We start from the raw sequence: 20,653 nt of genomic DNA, 5'->3' as shown, positions 1-20,653 counted from the left end.
GATCATGTGAGAATTCCTCTTTCCAGTTGTGAGAATCCTGTGTAGATTCACACTTAAGTAACTTTCAGTTCGCATTGGCACTGCAGGATGGAATCCGTCTTCATCCCCACCAGCACGGTTGATGTGCGCCTCACTGAACGATCGAAGGAACCGAATACATGTCGAAACTTGTGACCAAAGTGCTGGCCACGGGCGCCGCGGTGTCGATGCTGACGCTGCCTGGCCTCGCGCCTGCCATCGGGGCACCCTCTCTGGGCAACGGAAACTCCACCGACGACAGCGCCACGGCACCGAGTGAAGCGGCTCCCGCGGACCCCGACGAGTCGTCGAACGATTCGACCGACGGCAAGTCCGCGCCGTCGGACAACGCCGGCGACGAGCAGGATTCCGGCAGCGATGCGCAGTCGGCGCCCGAGGGCACCAAAGTTCAGCTGCTCAATATCACCGACTTCCACGGACGCATCTCCGAGGCAGGCACTCAGGTCGCCTCGGTCGTCGAGGAGGAACGAGCGAAGTTCGGTACCGGCGGCGACAATATGGGCACTGCTCTGCTCTCGACCGGTGACAACATCGGTGCCTCGACCTACACCTCCTCATCGCAGAACGACACCCCCACGCTCGATGTCCTCAACGCCATGGGCGTCGAGGCCTCTGCTGTCGGCAACCACGAATTCGACAAAGGCATCGATGACCTCACGGGAAGAGTGAGCGACGAAGCCGACTTCCCGTACTCGGCGGCCAACGTCTACGACAAGGGAACTCAGAACGTCGTCGACGGCCTCGACGAGTACTCCATCGTCGACGTGTCGGGAGTCAAGATCGCCGTCATCGGCGTTGTCACCAAGGACACCGCCTCACTCGTCTCACCGGACGGCATCGCCGACCTCGACTTCGGTGACCCCACGGACGCAGTCAACCGCGTCGCCGACGATCTCGAGAACCTGCCCGAGGACGAACGACCGGATATGACGGTCGTCGAGGCCCACCTCGGCGCGTCGTCGACCGAGAGCCTGGAAGACGCGAAGGCGTCGAACGCGGAGTTCAAGAAGCTCGTCACCGAGGCCGACGCCTCGGTCGACGCCATGTTCACCGGCCACACCCATATGCCGTATGCCTTCGAAGCACCGGTGCCCGGAGAACCCGATCGCACCCGTCCCGTCATCGAGGCCGGCAGCTACGGCGAATACGTCGGGCAGGTGACCATGAGAGTCGACGGCAACAGCGACTGGCAGGCCAGCGGCATCGATCTCATCGAGACCGAGGGCAAGAGCTATGACTCCGAGGTCGTCGACAAGGTCGCAGGCATCGTCAGCGACGCAGAGGAGAAGGCCAAGGAGCTCGGCTCGGAGGTCACCGGCACGATCAGCGAGGACATCACCCGAGCGAAGAAGGACGGCGAGGAGGACCGCGGTGCCGAGTCCACGCTCGGCAACCTCGTCGCCGATGCGCTCAAGGAAGGCGTCGAAGAGACCCAGCTGGAAGAAGCCGACTTCGGCATCACGAACCCCGGCGGTCTGCGCACCGATCTGCTCTGCGATGACATCTACAACTCCGAGGAGAAATGCGAAGTCACCGTTGCCGAACTCAACAGCGTGCTTCCCTTCGCCAACGACCATGGTGTCGTGACGATGAAGGGTTCGGACGTCATCGGCCTCTTCGAAGAGCAGTGGCAGCCCGACGGTGCCTCCCGGTCGTTCCTCCACCTGGGCATCTCCGAGGACCTCGACGTCGTCTATGACACTGATGCCGACAAGGGCGAGCACGTGAAGTCGGTCAAGGTCGATGGCAAGGACATCGACCCGAACAAGGACTACCGGGTTGCGACGCTGAGCTTCCTCGCCACCGGTGGCGACAACTTCTCCTCCTTCGCCAAGGGCGATTTCGAACAGTCGGGACTCACCGACTTCGAGACCTGGGAGAACTACTTCAACAAGCACCAGGCCGAAGGCAAAGACGTCACCCCGGATAAGAACGAGCGTCAGGCAGACGCAGCCAAGGACGTCATCGACAAGGGTGATCTGAGCGCCGAGCTGACCGGGCCGAAGGCCATCAAGCCCGGTGAGAGCGCTGAGTTCGCGCTCAAGACGAACGCGAAGTCCGAGGTTGCGGGTCCCATCGACGTCACCGTCGACCTGCCGGAGGGCTATACCGCCGAGGCGGCCGCGCAGTCCGAGTCCCGGTCTGCTTCCAGCAGCGCCACCAAGGGCAGGGCCCCTGAGGTCAGCGCCGAGGCGGCCAAGACGATCACCCTCGATTCGATCCCGGCGGGGGAGTCCGAGACTCTTGTGACGGTGACCGCGCCGAAGGACGCCTCCGGTGAGGTGACCGTCAAGGCCAGCGTGCAGGCGAATTCCGATGGTCCATGGTGGGATGACAACCCGTTGCCGCTGGCGCATGAGTTCGAAGCCACCGCGGCAGTCGGTGACGATGCGAATGCCTCAGCCGGCGATGACGGTTCGGCCGACGGCGGCAATGCCGATGGTGGTTCCGCCGATGGCGGCGCCGCTGACGGAGGAGACAGCGCGGCCGGCGGCAATGCCGATGGCGGAGACAGCGCGGCCGGTGGGTCGGACGGTTCGTCGAACGCCGGCAGTGGGGCTGACGGCGCGAATGCGTCTGCCGACGGTGGTTCGGCCGATGGCTCCGGGGCCGATGCAAACGGTTCGAAGGATGGAGGCGACTTGCCGCGCACCGGCTTCGAGACCGTCAACATCGTCGCTGCGGCACTGGCACTCATCGTTGCCGGCGGTACAGCGGTCACGATCGTCCGTCGCCGCAAGCTCAGCCTCCAGGACTGAGACAGGCTGTTCAGAAGCACCTGACACTCAGGCGAGATCATCGCCGAGACGGGCGGGGCCGGAGAGTTCTTCTCTCCGGCCCCGCCGTCGTTTCCAGACACTGTCCGTACGAACAACCCTCACCGCTTGCTCCATATCCACCACGCAGTTGCACAGTGCACCGGTGCACGAGTGCGAATTGCTGCTGCGGGGGTGTTTTGCGAGGAAGCGGCGGGGATGCCACTGACGGTGAGGGATGCCTCGGCGAAGGTCGTTCTCTGTGCGGCACCATGCGCCGTCAGTGCCGTCTCCTACAGGTAGGCGCATTGCGCACCGGTGCAAAGGTGCCTTTTGTCGCCACGGAGGTGTTCTGCGGCGAGCGGTGGATGTTGAGACTACCGGTGCGTGATGCCCGCAGTGTCAGGGGCGTGACGATGAATCGGAGCCGTCGGCGTCGGCCTCGGCACCGGAGCCGTCGCCGTCGGCGTCGGCGTCGGCCTCGGCACCGGAGTCGGCAGGGGCCGCGTCAGCATCGTCGGCACCGTCGCCGGAGAGCGTCGCCGCTGGGACCGGCGGGCGACCGGCGCGGAAGGTCTCGAGGTGAGTGAGCACCGGGACGAGGAAGAGGATGCCGACGGCCGGCACGACGATGCCCGAGTCGTTGATGAGAGTGCCGACTCCCAGCAGGATCGCGAGGCTGATCATCGCCGCCCTCAGCAGTGGGATCCGGCGGTAGGTGTCCTGGAGTCCGTGCAGTCGGAAGCGCGTTGGATCGAGCGCCATCCAGAACACGCCGATGATGACCAGCGGCAGCACCAGAGTCATCCACGACTGGGTGAGGATGTCGATGTTCATCCCGATCTTTCGAGCCAGAACGCTGACCGCCTGACCGCTGATGATCGAGTCGAAGAACCGTCCGAAGTGCGTGCGCTGATCGGCCGGGCGCAGCCAGTCGAGGAACAGCACGGTGAGCATGACGAACCCGGCGATGCCCACCGTCAGTCCCAGCCGTTTGAGCGAGAACCGGATGCTCGCCGCGGCCAGAACGAGGTAGGCGACTCCGATGATGAGGGTCGGTACGGACCCGAACTTCGTGCCCAGACCTGGTGCTGCGAGGATGACGCAGGAGGCGAGCACGGGAACGGTGACGATGAGGACCCGATGCAGCGGCTTCGTCACCAGAGACGCGAACCCTGCGACCGCCAACAGCAGCGCACAGCAGTACAGCGCCAGTGCCGAGTTCCCGATCCCGTAGAACCGGGAGGCGATGAGCAGGGGCTCACCCAAGAGCGTCGACATCTGCAGCTGGGATCCGGTGACGACGTCGTAGGCGAGCACGGCGACGGTCACGGTGGACACGAAGAGCACCGGCCCGAACTTGTGCCGCCGCCAGGGGCCGAGGAGCGCCAGCACCCCGAGCAGCAGCGCCCACCCGGCCAGGGCTCCGAGCATCGCGATGTCCGGATTCGTCGCCCGCTCCCACGGCACGGTATTGACCAGATACGTCGAGATCGGCATCGCCGCGAATACGACACCGAGGCGGTACGCCCCGGAATGGACGAGCTCCCGGTGGTTCTTCCGCATGAACCACGCCAAGGCCAACAGTCCGATCATGAGCACGGCGACCACGGGGAAGAACCACGTCGACAGATCGTTCTGCGTCTTCACCGCCACCTGACGATCGAGGACTGCCTGATAGCGCGAATGCCAATCGGACCCATGCGCCCCCGAGGTCATCGGCGCCCCGGCCGCATTGTCCATCTCCTCGGCACCGGACAGTGCCACGAGCGTCGGTGCCAGGTCGGGCACCTGCACCAGTCCCGGCTGCCGCGTCGACGAGGAGGTGAGCAGTCCCGCCTGCTCGCCCGGGGCGACCATCATCGTCGCCTGCATCGACGAACCTTCATGCGTGCCGTCGGCGATCGATGAGAACACCACGGGAACGCGTCCTTCGCCGAGGCGGTTCGGCTGATCCGCGCTCATCCATCCCGTCGATTCGAGGATGTCCCCGACCTGAGCGTCGAGGCTCTTCAGCGAGTAGCCGTCGGCGGCGGTATTGCCGAGATCGACGAGCGTAAGCTCGCCGTCTGCGGTCGATTTCGCGACGTCCGCTCCAAGGTCGGCTCCGACGGGCGACCAGTTCTCGACGCGGCCGGTTGGGGTGGCCGCGGCGATGGCGGCACCGTTGCCGAAGGCGCGGATATCGGGCACTGCCTCGGCCAGGGCCCCGAGGGAGGCATCGTAGTTGTCGCCGCGGGCCACCTGCGCGTACACGTCCCAATCGGCGACCCAGCCGTCGAGCGGAGATGCCGGTTCGCGGCACTGTTCACGGGGTTCGTCGGCGGCTCGCCGCCCTGATCCGAGTCCCAGCCAGCCGTCGACCGGGCAGCTCGTCGAGCGCACGCTGCGCGGTGTGATCGTCCCGATCTGCCCGCCCTTCATCATCACCCACAGGTGCGGTGTGGTGCGCGGATCGAGGTCCTCGAAGCTGAACCCGGAGACGCTGATCGACACGACCCCGGAATGCGCCGAGGTGGTCCCGCCGTCGCCGTCTTCCGAGGCCGGAGCCGTGCCCCCGTTCCCGCCCGCCGCCTGGGCGTCGGCTCGAGCCGACGCACCCGCGGCCGCATTCGCGCCCGTGGCAGCATCCGCGTTCGAGCCCGCGCCCGGAACCGCCTGCCCGGCTTGGGGCAGGCCGAGGACGAACAGGGCGATGGCCAGGATCCCGAGCAGAACCCGAGCGGCGGGGGAGGTCACGGGGGCTCTCATCGGTGAGCCTCCTCGGCGTGCTCAGCACTGAGCGCCAGCAGGAAGGGCAGCAGAACCATGGCTCCGGTCGAGGGCACGGCGACCCCGGAATCGGTGAGCACGAGCCCGACGCCGAGCCCGGTGGCGGCGGCCAGGAATCCATAGTGCAGGTCTGAATCGGTGAAGAGCTGGGGGAGCCGTCCGCGCCATTTGTTGACCAGGCGCCCGGTCCGGCTGCCGGCGTGGACGCGGGGGAAGTGGAGGAGGTAGCGGAGGAAGATGAGGATCGCGATGGCCGCAAGCGGGGTGACGATGGCCAGAGCCGGATTGACCTGGATGATGTGGAGGTTCGCGCCGAGCTTGCGGCCGACGACCTGCAGGGCCTCACCGGTGACGATCTGGTCGAAGAACGTGCCGAAATGTGAGCGCGCCCCGGCCGGGCGCAGCCAGTCGAGGAAGGCGATGCCGATGAGCACGGCCAGCGAAGACAGACCGATGAGGGCGAGGCGCAGCAGAGTCAGTCGGATCTTCGACAGCAGTGCCAGCAGGACCATGAGTCCGGCGAGGATGGCGATCGTGCCGCCGAACTTCGCACCCCAGGAGGGGTTGCCGGAGACGAACACGGCGGCCAGTCCGACGACGACCGGCACGATGATCACGGCTTTTCGGTGGCCCCGCGTCCGCAGCCAGGACACCACAAGCCCTAAGAAGATGAAGAGGCTGACGATGAAGATCGCCGCACCCTGATTGCCGAGTCCGTAGTAGCGGCCGCCGACGATCGGGTTGTACCCGAGCAGCGAGTTCGCCTGCAGATGGGACCCGGTGGCCAGGTCGGCGGCGAGGATGAGCAGGTTCGCCCCGGCCAGGGCGCCGACCCGTCCTCGCCAGGTCCGACCCCATGGCGGGATGAGGGCAAGGACGAACAGAACGGCGGCCGTGCCGATGACCGAGAGGAACAGGCCGAGCCCGGGATCGGCCATCCTCGACCAGGGGAGGAGCCCGGCGAGGAACGCGCCCATCGGCAGGGACGCGACGCCCAGGGACACCCACCCGAGGAAGCGGTGGACGTGGGACGCTCGGGTGGCACCGCCTCGGCGGCCGAGGATGGAGCGGTTGAGCAGGACCGCGCACGCGATGAAGAGGATGTAGAAGATGACGTCGAGGGTGATGGAGAACGTCGAGAGATTCTGATGGATCGTCGTCGACTTCTGCGCCTCGGCGACGAGATCGTCGATGCGCTGCTGCGGATCATCATCGGTCGGGGTGGAGTCGAAGCCGACGGCGCGCGGGGAATCGACTTCGAGGACATCGAGGATGCCCGGCGCCAGATCGGTGATCTGCAGCAGCCCCGGGGTGCGGGTCGTCGCCGAGGACAGGGACCCGGGTTCGAAGCCGGGCCCGGACGCGATGAACGCGCGCAGCTGCGGCAGACCGGAACTGTCACCGAGGCCGGCGACGATGATCGTCGGATCCGCGGCCCCGTCCTTCGCGTTCTCCCGCACCTCCTGCAGGCGCACGCCGAGGCGGCGGTCGGCTTCGGCGACTCGGGTCTCCCGGTCGTAGTTCGGCGGAACGGTATAGGAGTAGTTCGGGATCGGGTCGAACAGCCAGGAGCGGATGCCGATCGCGCCGAGGTCGACGACGCCGAGGCGGCAGTCCGTGGCCAACGCATCGTCCGTGAAATTCGTCACCACCCCGTCTTCGTCCGCGGCGGCATATGCTGCGCCGGGGCCTTCGGCTGCGACGCAGGGTTCGAGCAGGGAGTCCGCATCGGTTGCGTCGGTGCCGGCGGGCACGGCGCTGCCGGCTTCTGTGACGGCGCGCGCGAGCATGCCGTAGTCGACGGAGTAGCCGGAGCCGATATTGGGTTCCTTGACCGCATCGAAACCTTCGATCCGAGCCGTCGTCGTTCCGGCCGCGGAATCGTCGCCATGAGCTTCATCACTGTTCGTCGCCCCCTTCGCCGAGGTGGCCCCGTTCTCGGCATCCGCGGAACCGTCCGTGGTGGGGGCGATCATGGTCGGGCAGCGGGCCGAGTCATCGGGGTCGGCATCCTCGGCGATGGGGGAGGGGCCGGCCTGCGCGCGGGCGCCCGCGCCGAAGGACAGCCAGCCGGAGGCGGGGCAGGTGGCCGAGCCGATCGTGCGCACGTTGAGGTTCGCTGCCGCGCCCTCGGAGAGCAGATGAAAGAGGTTCGGAGTGCGCTCGGGGTCGATATCATCGATGGTCAGACCCGGAATGCCGAAGACGACCGTCTGCCCAGCCGGGGGCCTGCCGGTGTCAGTGGACTGCGTGGAGGACGCATTCGCGTTGGCCGAACCGTCGGTCGGTGCCATGCTGTCCGTTGATGCCGATGCGGAGGCGGGGCCGAGTCCGAGGCCCGCCGTCAGGAGCCCGACCAAGAGACCCAGCATCAGGATTCTCAATGCGGGAAGTCGGAAGGGCAGGCTGGAATGAGTCGGCACAGATCAATACTATCGGCTCGGGTTTCAGCTGGCCCTGAGACCGCTCTGGGCGTTTGCTCCCCGGGGCTGAGGGCATGTATATTTGATTGTCGTTGTGTGTGCTTGTCGCACTCCCTTACATAGCCTCATGCGTTGCAGGCCCGTAGGTGAGGGGAATGCGTCGATAGGTTCACCCGATTGAAGACAACCAGCGCTTGAGACCCATTGGACTCACGACCCGATGAGGATCCGGCGCTGCACTGAACACAGATACGAAAAGAAGGCTACTTTTGCGTACGTATACAGCTAAGCCCGGTGACGTTGAGCACCAGTGGCACGTCATCGACGCCACTGACCAGGTGCTCGGTCGCCTTGCTTCGCAGGTTGCACGCCTCCTGCGCGGCAAGCACAAGACCACGTTCACTCCGAACACCGACACCGGTGACTTCGTCATCATCATCAACGCCGACAAGGTCGCGCTGACAGGTGCGAAGCTCGAGAAGAAGCGCGCTTACCGCCACTCCGGGTACCCCGGTGGCCTCAAGAGCGTGAACTACGCCGAGCTCCTCGCCACCCACCCCGAGCGTGCAGTCGAAAAGGCTGTCGCCGGTATGGTCCCGAAGACTCGTCTCGGACGTGCCCAGATGCAGAAGCTGAAGGTCTATGCAGGTGCCGAGCACCCGCACGCCGCTCAGAATCCGCAGCCGTACGAAATCAGCCAGGTCGCGCAGTAAGCGCCTGAGCTCTAGACATACCGAGGAGAACCGTGGCTGATACCACCAACGCGACAGAAACTGTCGAAGAAGAGATCACCGAATACACTTCCGAGACTCCCGCATCCGCTGGCCTGGGCGAAAGCACCGCCGGTGGACGTGGACAGTCCCTGACCGCCCCCGGCAACGGAGTCGGCCGCCGCAAGCAGGCAATTGCTCGTGTGCGCCTCGTCCCCGGCACCGGTGAGTGGACCATCAACGGACGTACTCTCGAGGAGTACTTCCCGAACAAGCTGCACCAGCAGCTCGTCAACGAGCCCTTCACCCTGCTGGACCTGGGCGGACGTTTCGACGTCATCGTCCGGATCTCCGGTGGTGGACCCTCCGGCCAGGCCGGCGCCGTCCGCCTGGGCGTGGCTCGTTCGCTCAACCAGATCGACGCGGAGTCCAACCGTGCCGAGCTGAAGAAGGCCGGATACCTCAGCCGCGATGCTCGCGTTCCTGAGCGCAAGAAGGCCGGTCTCAAGAAGGCCCGTAAGGCACCTCAGTTCTCGAAGCGCTGATCTCGCTGGCGAACCGACTGCGGCTGGTCTGCCACTGAGTCGCAGTCATCGACAGTTCAGCATCATGAACATGAGAATGCGGTCCCGAACCAGGTTCGGGGCCGCATTTCTCATATCCGGACTCATCTCACACGGTCACTGACTTAGCCGGCATTGCGCGCGACCGCGGCTGCGGTCGGGTGTGCCGCCTCGGCGCATAGTCCGTCGCTCAAGCCTGAGCGCGAATATCGCATTGTGCACCGCACGATAAGCGCGCTCCGCCTTGAACGGACACTCGCGACGCCGCAACCACAGGAGCCACGGCTGCGGGTGAGCCGCCTCGGCGAGGACGCCGACATCACGAGCGACACACAGCGGATCGACTAAGATCGACTCCGACATTGACGAAAGGATCTCCACTATGTCTCGACTCTTCGGCACCGATGGAGTGCGCGGACTGGCCAATCGCGATATCTCGGCCAAACTCGCGCTCCAGCTCTCGGTCGCAGGTTCACGCGTGCTCAGCCGCGGCTGGACGGGTGAGAAGCGCCCCTTCGCCGTGGTCGGACGTGATACGCGCGTTTCCGGCGAATTCCTCTCCGCCGCACTGAGCGCCGGAATCGCCTCGACGGGAGTCGACGTCCTCGACGCGGGCACGCTGCCGACGCCGGGCATCGCCCAGGTCGTCAAGGACACCGGCGCCGCTTTCGGCGTCGTCATCTCCGCCTCCCACAACCCCATGCCCGACAACGGCATCAAGTTCTTCGCCGCGGGAGGCACGAAGCTCGACGACGCGGTCGAAGACGAGATCCTCGCGATCTTCGATGAGGACTGGGACCGTCCGACCGGCGCGGACGTCGGCCGCATCTCGCGCTACCCGGCCGCTGCAGACGAGTACACCGAACACCTGGTGCGCTGTGTCGACGCCGACAATGTGCGCCCGCTGTCGGGACTCAAAGTCGTCGTCGACTGCGCTCACGGTGCGGCGTCCATCGTCGGACCCGCCGCCCTGCGCCAGGCCGGCGCCGAAGTCATCGTCTCCGCCGCCGAACCCGACGGCTTCAACATCAACGACGGTGTGGGATCGACCCACCTCGGACCGCTGCAGCGCCTCGTCGTCGAGACCCAGTCCGATCTGGGCGTGGCTTTCGACGGTGACGCCGACCGCTGCCTGGCCGTGGACTCCTTGGGGCGGGTCGTCAATGGCGACCAGGTCATGGGCATCCTGGCGATCGGGCTCAAGGAGCTCGGTGAACTGCGCGGCAACACCCTCGTCACGACCGTCATGTCGAACCTGGGTCTGAAGCAGGCGATGGACAAATACGGCATCGATACCGTGCAGACCGCTGTCGGCGACCGGTATGTGCTCGAGCGGATGCTCGCCGACGGGTATGCGCTCGGCGGGGAGCAGTCCGGACACGTGCTCATGCTCGATCACGGCACCACCGGCGACGGAGTGCAGACCGCCCTGCATCTGATGAAGCGGATGGCCGATGCCAAGCGCACCCTGGCCGACCTCGCCGCGGAGATCCCGCAGCTGCCGCAGGCGCTCGTCAACGTCAAGGGCGTGGACAAGAACAACGTCGATCACCCGCAGGTCGCCGCCGAGGTGGCCGCTGTCGAGGCCGAACTCGCCGACACCGGTCGCGTGCTGCTGCGCGCCTCGGGCACGGAGCCGCTCATCCGGGTCATGGTCGAAGCCGCCACCGAGGATGCCGCCTCCGCCCAGGCCGAGCGCCTGGCCGCGTCGGTCAAGGAGCACCTCGCGCTGTAATCGCCGAGTCACCGGCTCCGGCGTGCCTTGCGGGGCGCCATTCGCTCGATCAAGGGTTCGCTCAGATATGTCGCGGTCTTCCGCAGCATATTCGGGCGGGCCCTTGATCGACGTTGAGAGACGTAGGGTTTGCCGAGTGCGCAGTGCCGCGCCGATCGCCAGTTTCAGAGGGGCCCTGCCGTGGCGACCGCGGGGCGGAAAGACCTTCTGCCGCGGCGTTGGCCAGTCAACTGTGCGCAGATTGCACAATTTCGGCTCGAAACCGGCAATCTGCGCACACTTGACTCGAGGAAGTCTCTGACCCTGCGGCGTCAGTGCGGGACTCGCACCGAGAGTGGTTTCAGCGTCGCGCCCTCAGCTCGAGGCGAACTGGGTGGCGTAGAGCTCGGCGTAGCGGCCGCCGCGACCGACCAGCTCCTCGTGAGTGCCCTTCTCGATGATGCGACCGGCCTCGACGACGAGGATCGTGTCGGCCTGCCGGATCGTCGACAGACGGTGGGCGATGACCAAAGCCGTCCGCCCGTGCATCGCCTGGGCCAGGGCACGCTGGATCGCGGCCTCATTCGTCGAATCCAACGCCGAGGTGGCCTCATCGAGCACGACGATCTCCGGAGACGCCAGCAGCATCCGGGCGATGGTCAGGCGCTGACGCTCGCCTCCGGAGAGACGGTACCCGCGTTCACCGACGACGGTGTCCAGTCCGTCGGGAAGCGCATCGATGACGCCTTTCAGCTGTGCCCGTTCGATGGCATCGAGCATCTGCTCCTCGGTGGCATCGGGATTGACCAGCGCCAGGTTGGCGCGGATCGACTCGTGGAAGACATGTCCGTCCTGGGTGACGACGCCGACGGCCTCGCGCAGATCGGCGAACGACAGATCGCGAACATCGACTCCGCCGATGGTGATCGAGCCGCCCGTGACGTCGTAGAGCCGCGGCAGCAGCGACGCGATCGTCGACTTTCCCGCACCCGAGGATCCGACGAGGGCGACGGTGTGCCCGGCGGGAATCGTGAAGCTCAGGTCATGGAGAACCTGATCGCCGCTGCGGGTGTCGAGCACGGAGACGTCTTCGAGGCTGGCCAAGCTGACCTGCGAGGCGCTGGGGTAGGCGAAGTCGACGTGATCGAACTGCACATCCAACCCGCCGGCGGGCAGGGCCTTCGGCTGCGACGGCTCCTTGAAGTAGGGCACGAGATCGAGGATCTCGAACACCCGCTGGAACGACACCACTGCGCTCTGGATGTCCAGGCGCGCGTTGGCGAGCATCGTCAGCGGCGTGTAGAGCCTGGTCAGCAGCAGTGCCAGGGTCACGACCTGACCGGCGTTGAGGTTGCCGACGACGGCCTGTGCACCGCCGACGCCGTAGACGAGAGCCAGCGCCAGGGCGGAGACCAGAGTCAGCGAGGACACGAACGTCGACTGCAGCATCGCGACCTTGACCCCGATATCGCGGACCTGGCCGGCGCGGTCGGCGAACTCCTCGTTCTCCTGGTGGGGATTGCCGAAGAGTTTGACCAGGGTGGCACCGGCGGCGGAGAAGCGCTCGGTCATGCGGGTCGACATGTCTGCGGAATTGTTGGCCGCTTCGAACTGCAGGGATGCGAGCTTTCCGCTGAGCATTCGGGTGGGGATGATGAACAGCGGCAGCAGCAGGATCGACAGCACGGTCACCTGCCAGGAGATCGTGACCATGACGCCGACGGTCAGGGCCAGGGAGACGCAGTTCGACACGATGCCGGACAGGGTGTTCGAAAACGCCCGCTGCGCACCGATGACGTCCGTATTGAGCCGGGAGACCAGGGCGCCGGTGCGGGTGCGATTGAAGAATGCGATCGGCATCGACTGGACGTGATCATAGACGGCCGTGCGCAGATCGAAGATGAGTCCCTCGCCGATCCGTGAGGACAGGTACCGGTTCGTGATCGAGATGGCCGCATCGGCGATGGCCAACCCGCCGATGGCCACGGCCAGCCATACGACCGTGGACACGGGCCCGCCGCCGGTGATCGCGTTGACGACGTCGCCGGCGAGGACCGGGTTGAGGACGCCGATGCCCGCGGTGAGCACGGACAGCAGCAGGAAGATGATGAGTTTGCGCTTGTGCCGGGTCGCATACCCGGCGATCCGCTTGTAGATGCCCGGTTGGATGCGCGTCTCGGGGGTCTTCTTGCTCTTTACCGAGGAGTACATGAGGTGATGTGCGGATGGCACGCTCATACTGGGTCCCTTTCTGCTGTCGAAACGACCGAGCATGCACGGGGGAGCCCGTGACGGCGCGAGGATCGCTCGCATCCGGCCGCCGCCGCGGGCGGGTGGCCTGCCGGCGGTGAGTAGTTCAGTGCACACTGTGCAACCGCCAGAGCGGTGAAACTATTTCCTCACCGCCCGGCGACTCCCATCACAGGTACCATCGCAAGCTCGCCGAGGCGGCCCGCCCCGTCCGAGGTCCCAGGCCCACCAGCGACTCCCGTCACAGCTTCCGCAGCTGCACCTTCCGGATGGTGTGGTCGGAGGATTTGTGGAGCACGAGATCGGCTCGGCCGCGGCTGGGCTGGACGTTCTCGCGCAGGTTCGGGAAGTTGATGGAGTCCCAGATCTCCGTGGCCAAGGTGATCGCTTCGTCGTCGTCGAGCTGCGAGTAGCGGTGGAAGTAGGAGTCCTCGTCCTGGAACGCACCGTGCTTGAGTTTGAGGAACCGCGAGATGTACCACTGGCGGATATCACGGGAGCGCGCATCGACGTAGACGGAGAAGTCGAAGTAGTCGCTGATGGCCAAGCCCACGGTCCCGTCCTGACGGGGGCGGGCGGGTTGGAGGACGTTGAGGCCCTCGACGATGAGGACATCGGGGGAGCGCACGACCACCTCGGCGCCGGGAACGATGTCATAGGTGTGGTGCGAGTACACAGGTGCACGGACTTCGGGGGCCCCGGATTTCACGGCGGAGATGAACTTGAGCAGCTTGCGCCGATCGTAGGATTCGGGGAATCCCTTCCGCCCGTTGAGGCGGCGACGGTCGAGTTCGGCGTTGGGGTAGAGGAATCCGTCGGTGGTGATGAGCTCGACGCGCGGAGTGTCGGGCCAGCGGGCGAGCAGTTCGCGCAGCACACGTGCCGTCGTCGACTTGCCCACGGCCACCGATCCGGCGACGCCGATGACGAAGGGCGTGCGCTTGGCATCCTGCGGTTCCAACCCGCGTTCGTGCAGCGGAGAGAAGAATTCCCTGGTCAGGTCGTGCTTCGCCCGCCGTGCGGAGACGTAGAGGTTGAGCAGTCGTGACAGGGGCAGATAGACCTGGGCCACCTCGTCGAGGTTGATCCGATCCCCGAGCCCGCGCAGCCGTTCGATATCGCGCTGCTTCAGCGGAAGCGGCGTAGCCTGGGCGAGCGTACCCCACACCTCCCGATCGAACTCCCAGAACGGAGACGTCGTGTCCGGCTCGCTGCGCCGGGCGGTATTGAGGCCGGCGAGCTTGCGCGCACGGTCCAACTGAGGGTCGACATGGCTCATCCCACCATTGTGTCATGCGTCATGTTCGCCACCCGCCCCAGGTCGGCGAAAGCCCCCACCCCCACCGAGGAGCCCCACCCCACCGAGGCGCCCCACCCTCACCGAGGTGACCGTTCCGTCTCCGGCCCCGTCAGGTGTGCCCCGACCATCCTCTCCCGCGCCCGCGTGCGCGTGCAGTTCGTCACGTTGACCCGATCGTGACTCGCCGGAATACCCGAGATCGGCTATCAGTGCGTAAAATCTCCCTCATGTGTGGAATCGTTGGCTATGTATCCAAGGCCCCCGTTGACAATGCCGACCACTCGGCGCTCGATGTCGTGCTCGGCGGCCTGAAGAGGCTCGAGTACCGCGGCTACGACTCGGCCGGCGTCGCGCTCGTGACGCCCGACGGTCAGCTCGCCTCGGCGAAGAAGGCCGGAAAGTTCTCCGCCCTGACCGAGGAGATCGAGGCCAACCCGCTGCCCGCTGCGCAGACCGGAATCGGCCACACCCGCTGGGCCACCCACGGTGGACCCACCGACCTCAACGCCCACCCGCACCTGGCCGACGGCGGCAAGCTCGCGCTCATCCACAACGGGATCATCGAGAACTTCGCCCACCTGAAGAAGGACCTCGTCGCCGAGGGCGTCGAGTTCCTCTCCGAGACCGACACCGAGGTGGCCGCCGCCCAGCTGGCGAAGAACTACAAGGTGACCGGCGACCTCACCGCCGCGATGCGCAAGACCGCCACCGAACTCGAAGGTGCGTTCACCCTGCTCGCCGTCCACGCCGACGCTCCCGGTCAGGTCGTCGCCGCGCGCCGGAACTCACCGCTGGTCATCGGCCTCGGTGAGGGCGAGAACTTCCTCGGCTCCGACGTCGCCGCGTTCATCGACTACACCCGCACAGCCGTCGAGATCGGCCAGGACGAAGTCGTCACCATCACCCCGGAGACGGTTACGATCACGGACACCGATGGCAACCCCGTCGAGGGTGAGCAGTTCGAGGTCGACTGGGACACCGCCTCGGCGGAGAAGGGCGGCTTCGCGTCCTTCATGGACAAGGAGATCCACGATCAGCCGCAGGCCGTGGCCGATACTCTGCTCGGCCGCCTAGACACCGAGGGCCGCCTGACGCTGGACGAGATGCACATAGATGAGAACGTGCTCAAGTCCGTGGACAAGATCGTCGTCATCGCCTGCGGCACCGCAGCGTACGCCGGTCAGGTCGCGAAGTACGCGATCGAGCACTGGTGCCGCATCCCCACCGAGGTGGAGCTGGCCCACGAATTCCGCTACCGGGATCCGGTGGTCACGGAGAAGACGCTCGTCGTGGCGATCTCGCAGTCCGGTGAGACCATGGACACGATCATGGCCGTCCGCCACGCACGTCAGCAAGGTGCGAAGGTCATCGCGATCTGCAACACCTTCGGCTCGACGATCCCACGCGAATCCGATGCCGCGCTGTACACCCACGCCGGCCCGGAGATCGCCGTGGCCTCGACGAAGGCCTTCCTGTCGCAGGTTGTCGCCTGCTACCTGCTCGGCCTCTACCTCGCCCAGCTGCGGGGCAACAAGTTCCGCGACGAGATCGGCACGATCCTCGCCGAGCTGCAGTCCATCCCTGCGAAGATCCAGCACATCCTCGACGAGACCAAGTCGCAGGTCCTCGCGCTGGCCGACCGCAACCAGGACGTCGGTTCGGTGCTGTTCCTCGGCCGTCACGTCGGCTACCCGGTGGCGATGGAGGGTGCGCTCAAGCTCAAGGAGCTCGCGTACATCCACGCCGAGGGCTTCGCCGCAGGTGAGCTCAAGCACGGACCGATCGCGCTCATCGACGACGGTCAGCTCGTCATCATCGTCGTCCCATCCAAGCGCGGCCGGGATTCGCTGCATGCGAAGGTCATCTCGAACATCCAGGAAGTCCGCGCCCGCGGTGCGAACACCGTCGTCATCGCCGAGGAGGGCGACGAAGAGGTCGATCAGTTCGCCTCCGAGGTCATCTACGTGCCCGAGACGACGACGCTCATGGCGCCGCTGCTGACGACGGTTCCGCTGCAGATCTTCGCGATGGAGTTGGCCACGGCCAAGGGCCTCGACGTCGACCAGCCGCGCAACCTCGCGAAGTCGGTCACGGTCGAATGATCCGCCTCGGTGCCGGACGGGAGATCGCCCGGCACCGATTGCCGTCGAGGAGCCTGAGGAGGACCGGTTATGGCGATTTTAGGCATCGGAACTGACATTGCCGACGTGCCTCGCTTCGCGGAGCACATCGAACGCGTGCCCGAACTCCTCGATCGTCTGCTCACTCCCGGTGAGCAGCTCAAACGCAACGGCAAACGCCGGACGGATGCCTCCTTGGCGGCACGATTCTCCGCGAAGGAGGCGCTGAAGAAGGCGATCGGCTTCCCCGGATGGCTGCCGTGGCAGTCCGCCGAGGTGGTCCCCGCGAGGTCCGGTGCGCCGAGTTTCCGTCTGCGCGGGCTCGTGCTCGAGCACTTCCGTGCCATCGGCGGAACGAACATCCACCTGTCGATCACCCACGATGCGCACCTGACGATGACCTTCGTCATCGCCGAGGGCGACGGGCCGTCGCTGAGCCCCGGCATCGAAGGCGCCGCGGAGCACTTCACCCATTCGATGTACAAGCGAGTTCTTCGGCCGGAAGACTGAATCCGCGGCAGGAAGACTTACGCTGCAGCTGGGACAATGATTCGATGGACTCAATGACTAGCAATGTGGCGGTAGTGCTCTTCGACGGCTTCGAAGCTCTCGATGTATTCGGCCCCGTCGAACTCTTCAGCCGTCTCCCGGATTCCTTCACCCTCTCCTATGTCGCCGCTCAGCCTGGGCCCGTCCGCGGCGCTCAGGGCATCGAGGTTATCGTCACCGAGTCCTTCGACACAGCGAGCAACCCGGACATCGTCATGGTTCCCGGCGGGATGGGCACCCGGCAGCTGGTCGACGACCGAGCATTCCTCGACCGCCTCGTGAACTGGTCGGCCGGTGCCGAGCTCATCACCTCTGTGTGCACCGGTTCGGCGGTGCTCGCTGCCGCCGGCCTGCTCGACGGGTACCGGGCGACGTCGAACAAGAAGGCTTTCACGTGGGCGTCCGAACACGGCGAGGATGTCACCTGGATACCGCAGGCCAGATGGGTCGAGGACCGGGATCGATGGACCTCATCGGGTGTGGCCGCTGGCATGGACATGACTGCGGCACTCATCACCCATCTCTACGGCGCCGAGGCGGCCGCCACCGTCGCCCGTGAGATCGAGTTGGATATCCACACCGATCCCGATTGGGATCCCTTCGCCGCCCACCACGGGCTGGTCTGAACCGTCGACTTCTTGCACAGTCGAGCATCATCGGGACGCGAGTCTCAGTAGACCAGCATGTGTTCGGCTGAACCCGCACGAATCATGATAGAAAACTTCGAGGTGCGGCTCATAGTCGACATGCACCCATTCGCAGCCGGCGGCTTTGATTTCATGAACGAGAGTCTGGACCAGTCGTTTTCCGATACCACGCCTCTGATGTCCCGGATCAACAATTGTGTCGAGGACGAACGCGTGCACCCCGCCGTCCCAACAGGCGTGGACGAACCCGATCAACTGGTCGTCGGAGAACGCACCGATCCACGTCAGGCTGTGCCGCTTCAGGCGCGCTCCCCACGGTTTCACCTCTCCACCTGAGTGTCCAAACGCTCGTGCATGGAGCGCAGATAGGTGGGCGTCATCAACAGTGAATCGCACACGAAGGTCTATGTCCTGGGCCATGACGATCAGTATGCCGTATCGATCAACATGGTGAGCTTCGCTGAATTCTCTGTCTGCCACCGAGAACCGGGACCCCTGACGCTTCATGAGATCCGTCCATCGCCCACCACCGCGTACGGTTCACGTCCGATGGAGGTGAATGTATTCGCAAGGAACTGTTATATGGCCTGGTTGAGTCGCTCCCGATCTGGGAGAATAGATTTATGGAATCCGCCGTGGTACTCGACACTGACGCAATCAGGAGCGCTTGCGAAAGATTCGGTGTGGAACGGCTTCGCATTTTCGGGTCCGTGCTCACGGATCGGTTCAATCCGGAGACGAGCGACATCGACTTCCTCGTCACTTTTCGACCGGAACGGGACAATCTATTCCACGACTACTTCGATCTGAAGGCTGAGCTGGAGCGGATCGTCGGACGGCGAGTCGATCTGGTCATGGAACGCTCGGTGAAGAACCCCTTCTTCAAAGCGGCCGCGTTCGAGAGTGCGCGGGATGTCTATGCAGCGTAAGACAGGTGCGCATCTCTGGGATGCTGCTGAAGCGGCGAAGCTGGTCCGTGAGTTTGCTGGCGGCAAGACCGAAGAGGAATTCATTTCCGATCTCGTCGTTCGCTCAGCGATCGAGCGCCAACTGGAGATTTTGGGGGAGGCGCTGAAGCGCCTCCGCAGAGACGATGCCGACACCGCTGCTCGTGTGCCCGGACTCGAACGAATCGTTGGGCTGCGGAACGTCCTTGCCCATGAATACGGTGACATCAACTACGAAATACTTTGGTTGGCGACCACAACCGAAATCCCCGGCCTGATCACGATCCTCAATGAGCTCGTCGATGAGGCCAGAGACGCTACAGGACTGTAGCGGCTCCATTGCGAAGACTGCTGATCGATCACTGCCGCCGGAAGAATCACGCGTAGCGCGCGGATTTCTAGGAAGGCTGATCGGTCTCAATCCGCCTGCGCCTGGTGGGTAATAGACTCAGGGCATGAGCTCACTTCCCAACGACACCGACAACACCGCCGCTGCCGACCTCGCCGCCCCCACGATCCCGACCCCCGTCGAGGCGGCCGCCACCCAGGTGCACCTGCCCACCGCCGATGACGCGAACGACATCGCGCCCGGTCTGGTCACCCTGCGCCGTGCCCTGCACGAGAACGTCGAGGTCGGACTCGACCTGCCGGTGACGCAGAAGCTCGTCCTCGACGCCATCGAAGGCCTCGACGTCGAGGTGAGCACGGGGGAGAGGCTGTCGTCGATCGTCGTCGTCCTGCGCGGCGGTGCCCGCAAGGAGGACTCGACCGGAGTCGTACCTGCCGTGCTCCTGCGCGGGGATATGGACGGACTGCCCGTCGCCGAGGCGACCGGATTCGACTTCGCGGCCACCTCGGGGAGGATGCACGCCTGCGGCCACGACCTGCACACCGCCGGGCTCGTCGGCGCACTCAAACTCCTCCACCGCGACCGCGACTCCCTGCCCGGCGACGTCGTGTTCATGTTCCAGCCCGGTGAAGAAGGCTATGACGGGGCCGGGAAGATGATCGACGAAGGCGTCCTCGACGCCGCGGGTCCCCGCGTCAAAGCCGCCTTCGGCATCCACGTCTCCGCCGACGCCGACCTCGGGGTCGCCAGCTCCCGCCCCGGTCCGTACATGGCGGCGTTTTCGAAGATGACGATCACCGTGAACGGCAAGGGCACGCACGCCTCCCGCCCGGCCACCGGCAAGGACCCCATCCAGGTCGGTGCCATGCTCGTGGGCCAGCTGCAGGAGTACGTCACCCGCCGCTTCGACATCTTCGACCCGCTCGTGATCACCGTCGGCCAGTTCAACGGCGGCACCGCTCCCAATGTCGTCCCCGACTTCGCGACCTTGGTCGTCAGTGTGCGCACGTTCTCGGAAGCTGTGACCTCCCGCGCCGAGGTGGAGCTGCCTCAGCTCGTTCGTGACCTCGTCGCCGCCCACGGTCTGAGCGCCGACGTCGAGTACGAGCAGATCCTGCCGCCGACGATCAACGACGACGCCGAAGCCGAGTTCTTCCTCTCCACCTTCACCGACCTCTTCGGCGAGCAGCGGACCGTGCGCAAGGCGAATCCGCTGCCCGGTTCCGAGGACTTCTCCCGTGTGCTCGACGCCGTGCCCGGAGCCTACGGACACTTCGGGGTGGCGCTGCCGAATCTGCCGGTCGACGAACGCGAGGCCAACCATTCCCCGCGCGCCCGCCACAGCGACGACGGTCTCGCCGACCAGGCCCTGTTCCTCGCTCATCTGGCCGGGCGCCGTCTGGCGCAGTTAGCTGAGGGGTGATCCGCCCGACCCCTGGCCCGGACGGTGGAAACGGCATACGGTGCAGGGATAGGTCCCGTGCAGGGCGACGTCGTATCAGGAGCAGAATTGT

General features: G+C 65.5%; 16 protein-coding genes. 11 read left to right on the top strand and 5 right to left on the bottom strand.

Annotated features, from left to right (window positions below; translation table 11 throughout):
- The first annotated feature begins 158 nt into the window (after positions 1–158).
- Positions 159–2,798, top strand: a complete 2,640-nt coding sequence (locus ACOZ9V_RS13970; RefSeq protein WP_434590978.1) for a 5'-nucleotidase C-terminal domain-containing protein — start codon at positions 159–161, stop codon at positions 2,796–2,798.
- A gap of 399 nt (positions 2,799–3,197) precedes the next feature.
- Here ACOZ9V_RS13970 and ACOZ9V_RS13965 read toward each other — a convergent pair whose 3' ends face one another.
- Both ACOZ9V_RS13965 and ACOZ9V_RS13960 read right to left on the bottom strand, forming a co-directional pair.
- Positions 3,198–5,546 carry a hypothetical protein gene (locus ACOZ9V_RS13965; RefSeq protein ID WP_434590975.1) on the bottom strand — a complete coding sequence of 783 codons (2,349 nt, stop codon included), beginning with the start codon at positions 5,544–5,546 and terminating at the stop codon, positions 3,198–3,200.
- Positions 5,543–7,861 (bottom strand): hypothetical protein, encoded by a 2,319-nt coding sequence (locus tag ACOZ9V_RS13960; RefSeq protein ID WP_434590972.1) that lies wholly within the window; start codon positions 7,859–7,861, stop codon positions 5,543–5,545. The genes ACOZ9V_RS13965 and ACOZ9V_RS13960 overlap by 4 nt, the downstream gene beginning before the upstream one ends.
- 398 nt (positions 7,862–8,259) lie before the next feature.
- On the opposite strand from ACOZ9V_RS13960, the gene rplM reads away from it, so the two are divergent.
- From rplM to glmM, 3 genes are all read left to right on the top strand, one after another.
- Positions 8,260–8,703 (top strand): 50S ribosomal protein L13, encoded by a 444-nt coding sequence (gene rplM, locus ACOZ9V_RS13955; RefSeq protein WP_434590970.1) that lies wholly within the window; start codon positions 8,260–8,262, stop codon positions 8,701–8,703.
- Positions 8,704–8,735: 32 nt separating this feature from the next.
- Positions 8,736–9,245 (top strand): 30S ribosomal protein S9, encoded by a 510-nt coding sequence (gene rpsI / locus ACOZ9V_RS13950; RefSeq protein WP_025779545.1) that lies wholly within the window; start codon positions 8,736–8,738, stop codon positions 9,243–9,245.
- A gap of 400 nt (positions 9,246–9,645) precedes the next feature.
- Entirely contained in the window at positions 9,646–10,998 is a 1,353-nt protein-coding gene (glmM, locus tag ACOZ9V_RS13945) for a phosphoglucosamine mutase (protein WP_172170808.1), read from the top strand.
- Between the two features lie 354 nt (positions 10,999–11,352).
- Here the strand turns inward: glmM and ACOZ9V_RS13940 are convergent, their stop codons facing one another.
- Together ACOZ9V_RS13940 and coaA are read right to left on the bottom strand one after the other, a co-directional pair.
- Positions 11,353–13,215, bottom strand: coding sequence for an ABC transporter ATP-binding protein (locus ACOZ9V_RS13940; RefSeq protein ID WP_434590966.1), 1,863 nt, complete (start codon positions 13,213–13,215; stop codon positions 11,353–11,355).
- Between the two features lie 253 nt (positions 13,216–13,468).
- Positions 13,469–14,506, bottom strand: coding sequence for a type I pantothenate kinase (gene coaA / locus ACOZ9V_RS13935; protein WP_025779539.1), 1,038 nt, complete (start codon positions 14,504–14,506; stop codon positions 13,469–13,471).
- Here coaA and ACOZ9V_RS13930 point away from each other — a divergent pair.
- The 4 genes from ACOZ9V_RS13930 (at position 14,498) to ACOZ9V_RS13915 (ending at position 17,822) form a co-directional block, all read left to right on the top strand.
- Entirely contained in the window at positions 14,498–14,707 is a 210-nt protein-coding gene (locus tag ACOZ9V_RS13930; RefSeq protein ID WP_139908699.1) for a hypothetical protein, read from the top strand. The genes coaA and ACOZ9V_RS13930 overlap by 9 nt on opposite strands.
- A gap of 47 nt (positions 14,708–14,754) precedes the next feature.
- Positions 14,755–16,629, top strand: coding sequence for a glutamine--fructose-6-phosphate transaminase (isomerizing) (gene glmS / locus ACOZ9V_RS13925; RefSeq protein ID WP_434590963.1), 1,875 nt, complete (start codon positions 14,755–14,757; stop codon positions 16,627–16,629).
- Positions 16,630–16,698: 69 nt separating this feature from the next.
- Positions 16,699–17,157 carry a holo-ACP synthase gene (locus ACOZ9V_RS13920; RefSeq protein WP_259357675.1) on the top strand — a complete coding sequence of 153 codons (459 nt, stop codon included), beginning with the start codon at positions 16,699–16,701 and terminating at the stop codon, positions 17,155–17,157.
- Between the two features lie 44 nt (positions 17,158–17,201).
- Positions 17,202–17,822, top strand: a complete 621-nt coding sequence (locus ACOZ9V_RS13915; protein WP_434590960.1) for a DJ-1/PfpI family protein — start codon at positions 17,202–17,204, stop codon at positions 17,820–17,822.
- Between the two features lie 27 nt (positions 17,823–17,849).
- Here the strand turns inward: ACOZ9V_RS13915 and ACOZ9V_RS13910 are convergent, their stop codons facing one another.
- A complete protein-coding gene (locus ACOZ9V_RS13910) occupies positions 17,850–18,263 on the bottom strand; it encodes a GNAT family N-acetyltransferase (RefSeq protein WP_259357925.1) in 414 nt (137 codons plus the stop codon).
- 203 nt (positions 18,264–18,466) lie between these two features.
- Here ACOZ9V_RS13910 and ACOZ9V_RS13905 point away from each other — a divergent pair, with 203 nt between their 5' ends.
- The 3 genes from ACOZ9V_RS13905 to ACOZ9V_RS13895 all read left to right on the top strand — a co-directional run bounded on the left by ACOZ9V_RS13905 (position 18,467) and on the right by ACOZ9V_RS13895 (position 20,562).
- Positions 18,467–18,772, top strand: a complete 306-nt coding sequence (locus ACOZ9V_RS13905; RefSeq protein WP_139908696.1) for a nucleotidyltransferase family protein — start codon at positions 18,467–18,469, stop codon at positions 18,770–18,772.
- Positions 18,756–19,121, top strand: coding sequence for a HepT-like ribonuclease domain-containing protein (locus tag ACOZ9V_RS13900; RefSeq protein ID WP_434590958.1), 366 nt, complete (start codon positions 18,756–18,758; stop codon positions 19,119–19,121). Before ACOZ9V_RS13905 ends, ACOZ9V_RS13900 begins: the two co-directional genes overlap by 17 nt.
- Before the next feature lie 124 nt (positions 19,122–19,245).
- Positions 19,246–20,562 (top strand): M20 metallopeptidase family protein, encoded by a 1,317-nt coding sequence (locus tag ACOZ9V_RS13895; RefSeq protein ID WP_434590956.1) that lies wholly within the window; start codon positions 19,246–19,248, stop codon positions 20,560–20,562.
- Positions 20,563–20,653: the final 91 nt, after the last annotated feature.

Origin of the sequence: Brevibacterium sp. 1718 (assembly GCF_051131255.1) — a bacterium.
Taxonomy (GTDB): Bacteria; Actinomycetota; Actinomycetes; order Actinomycetales; family Brevibacteriaceae; genus Brevibacterium; species Brevibacterium sediminis.
The sequence above is the reverse complement of the archived record's forward strand: the minus strand, read 5'-3'. Positions and strand labels throughout refer to the sequence as shown.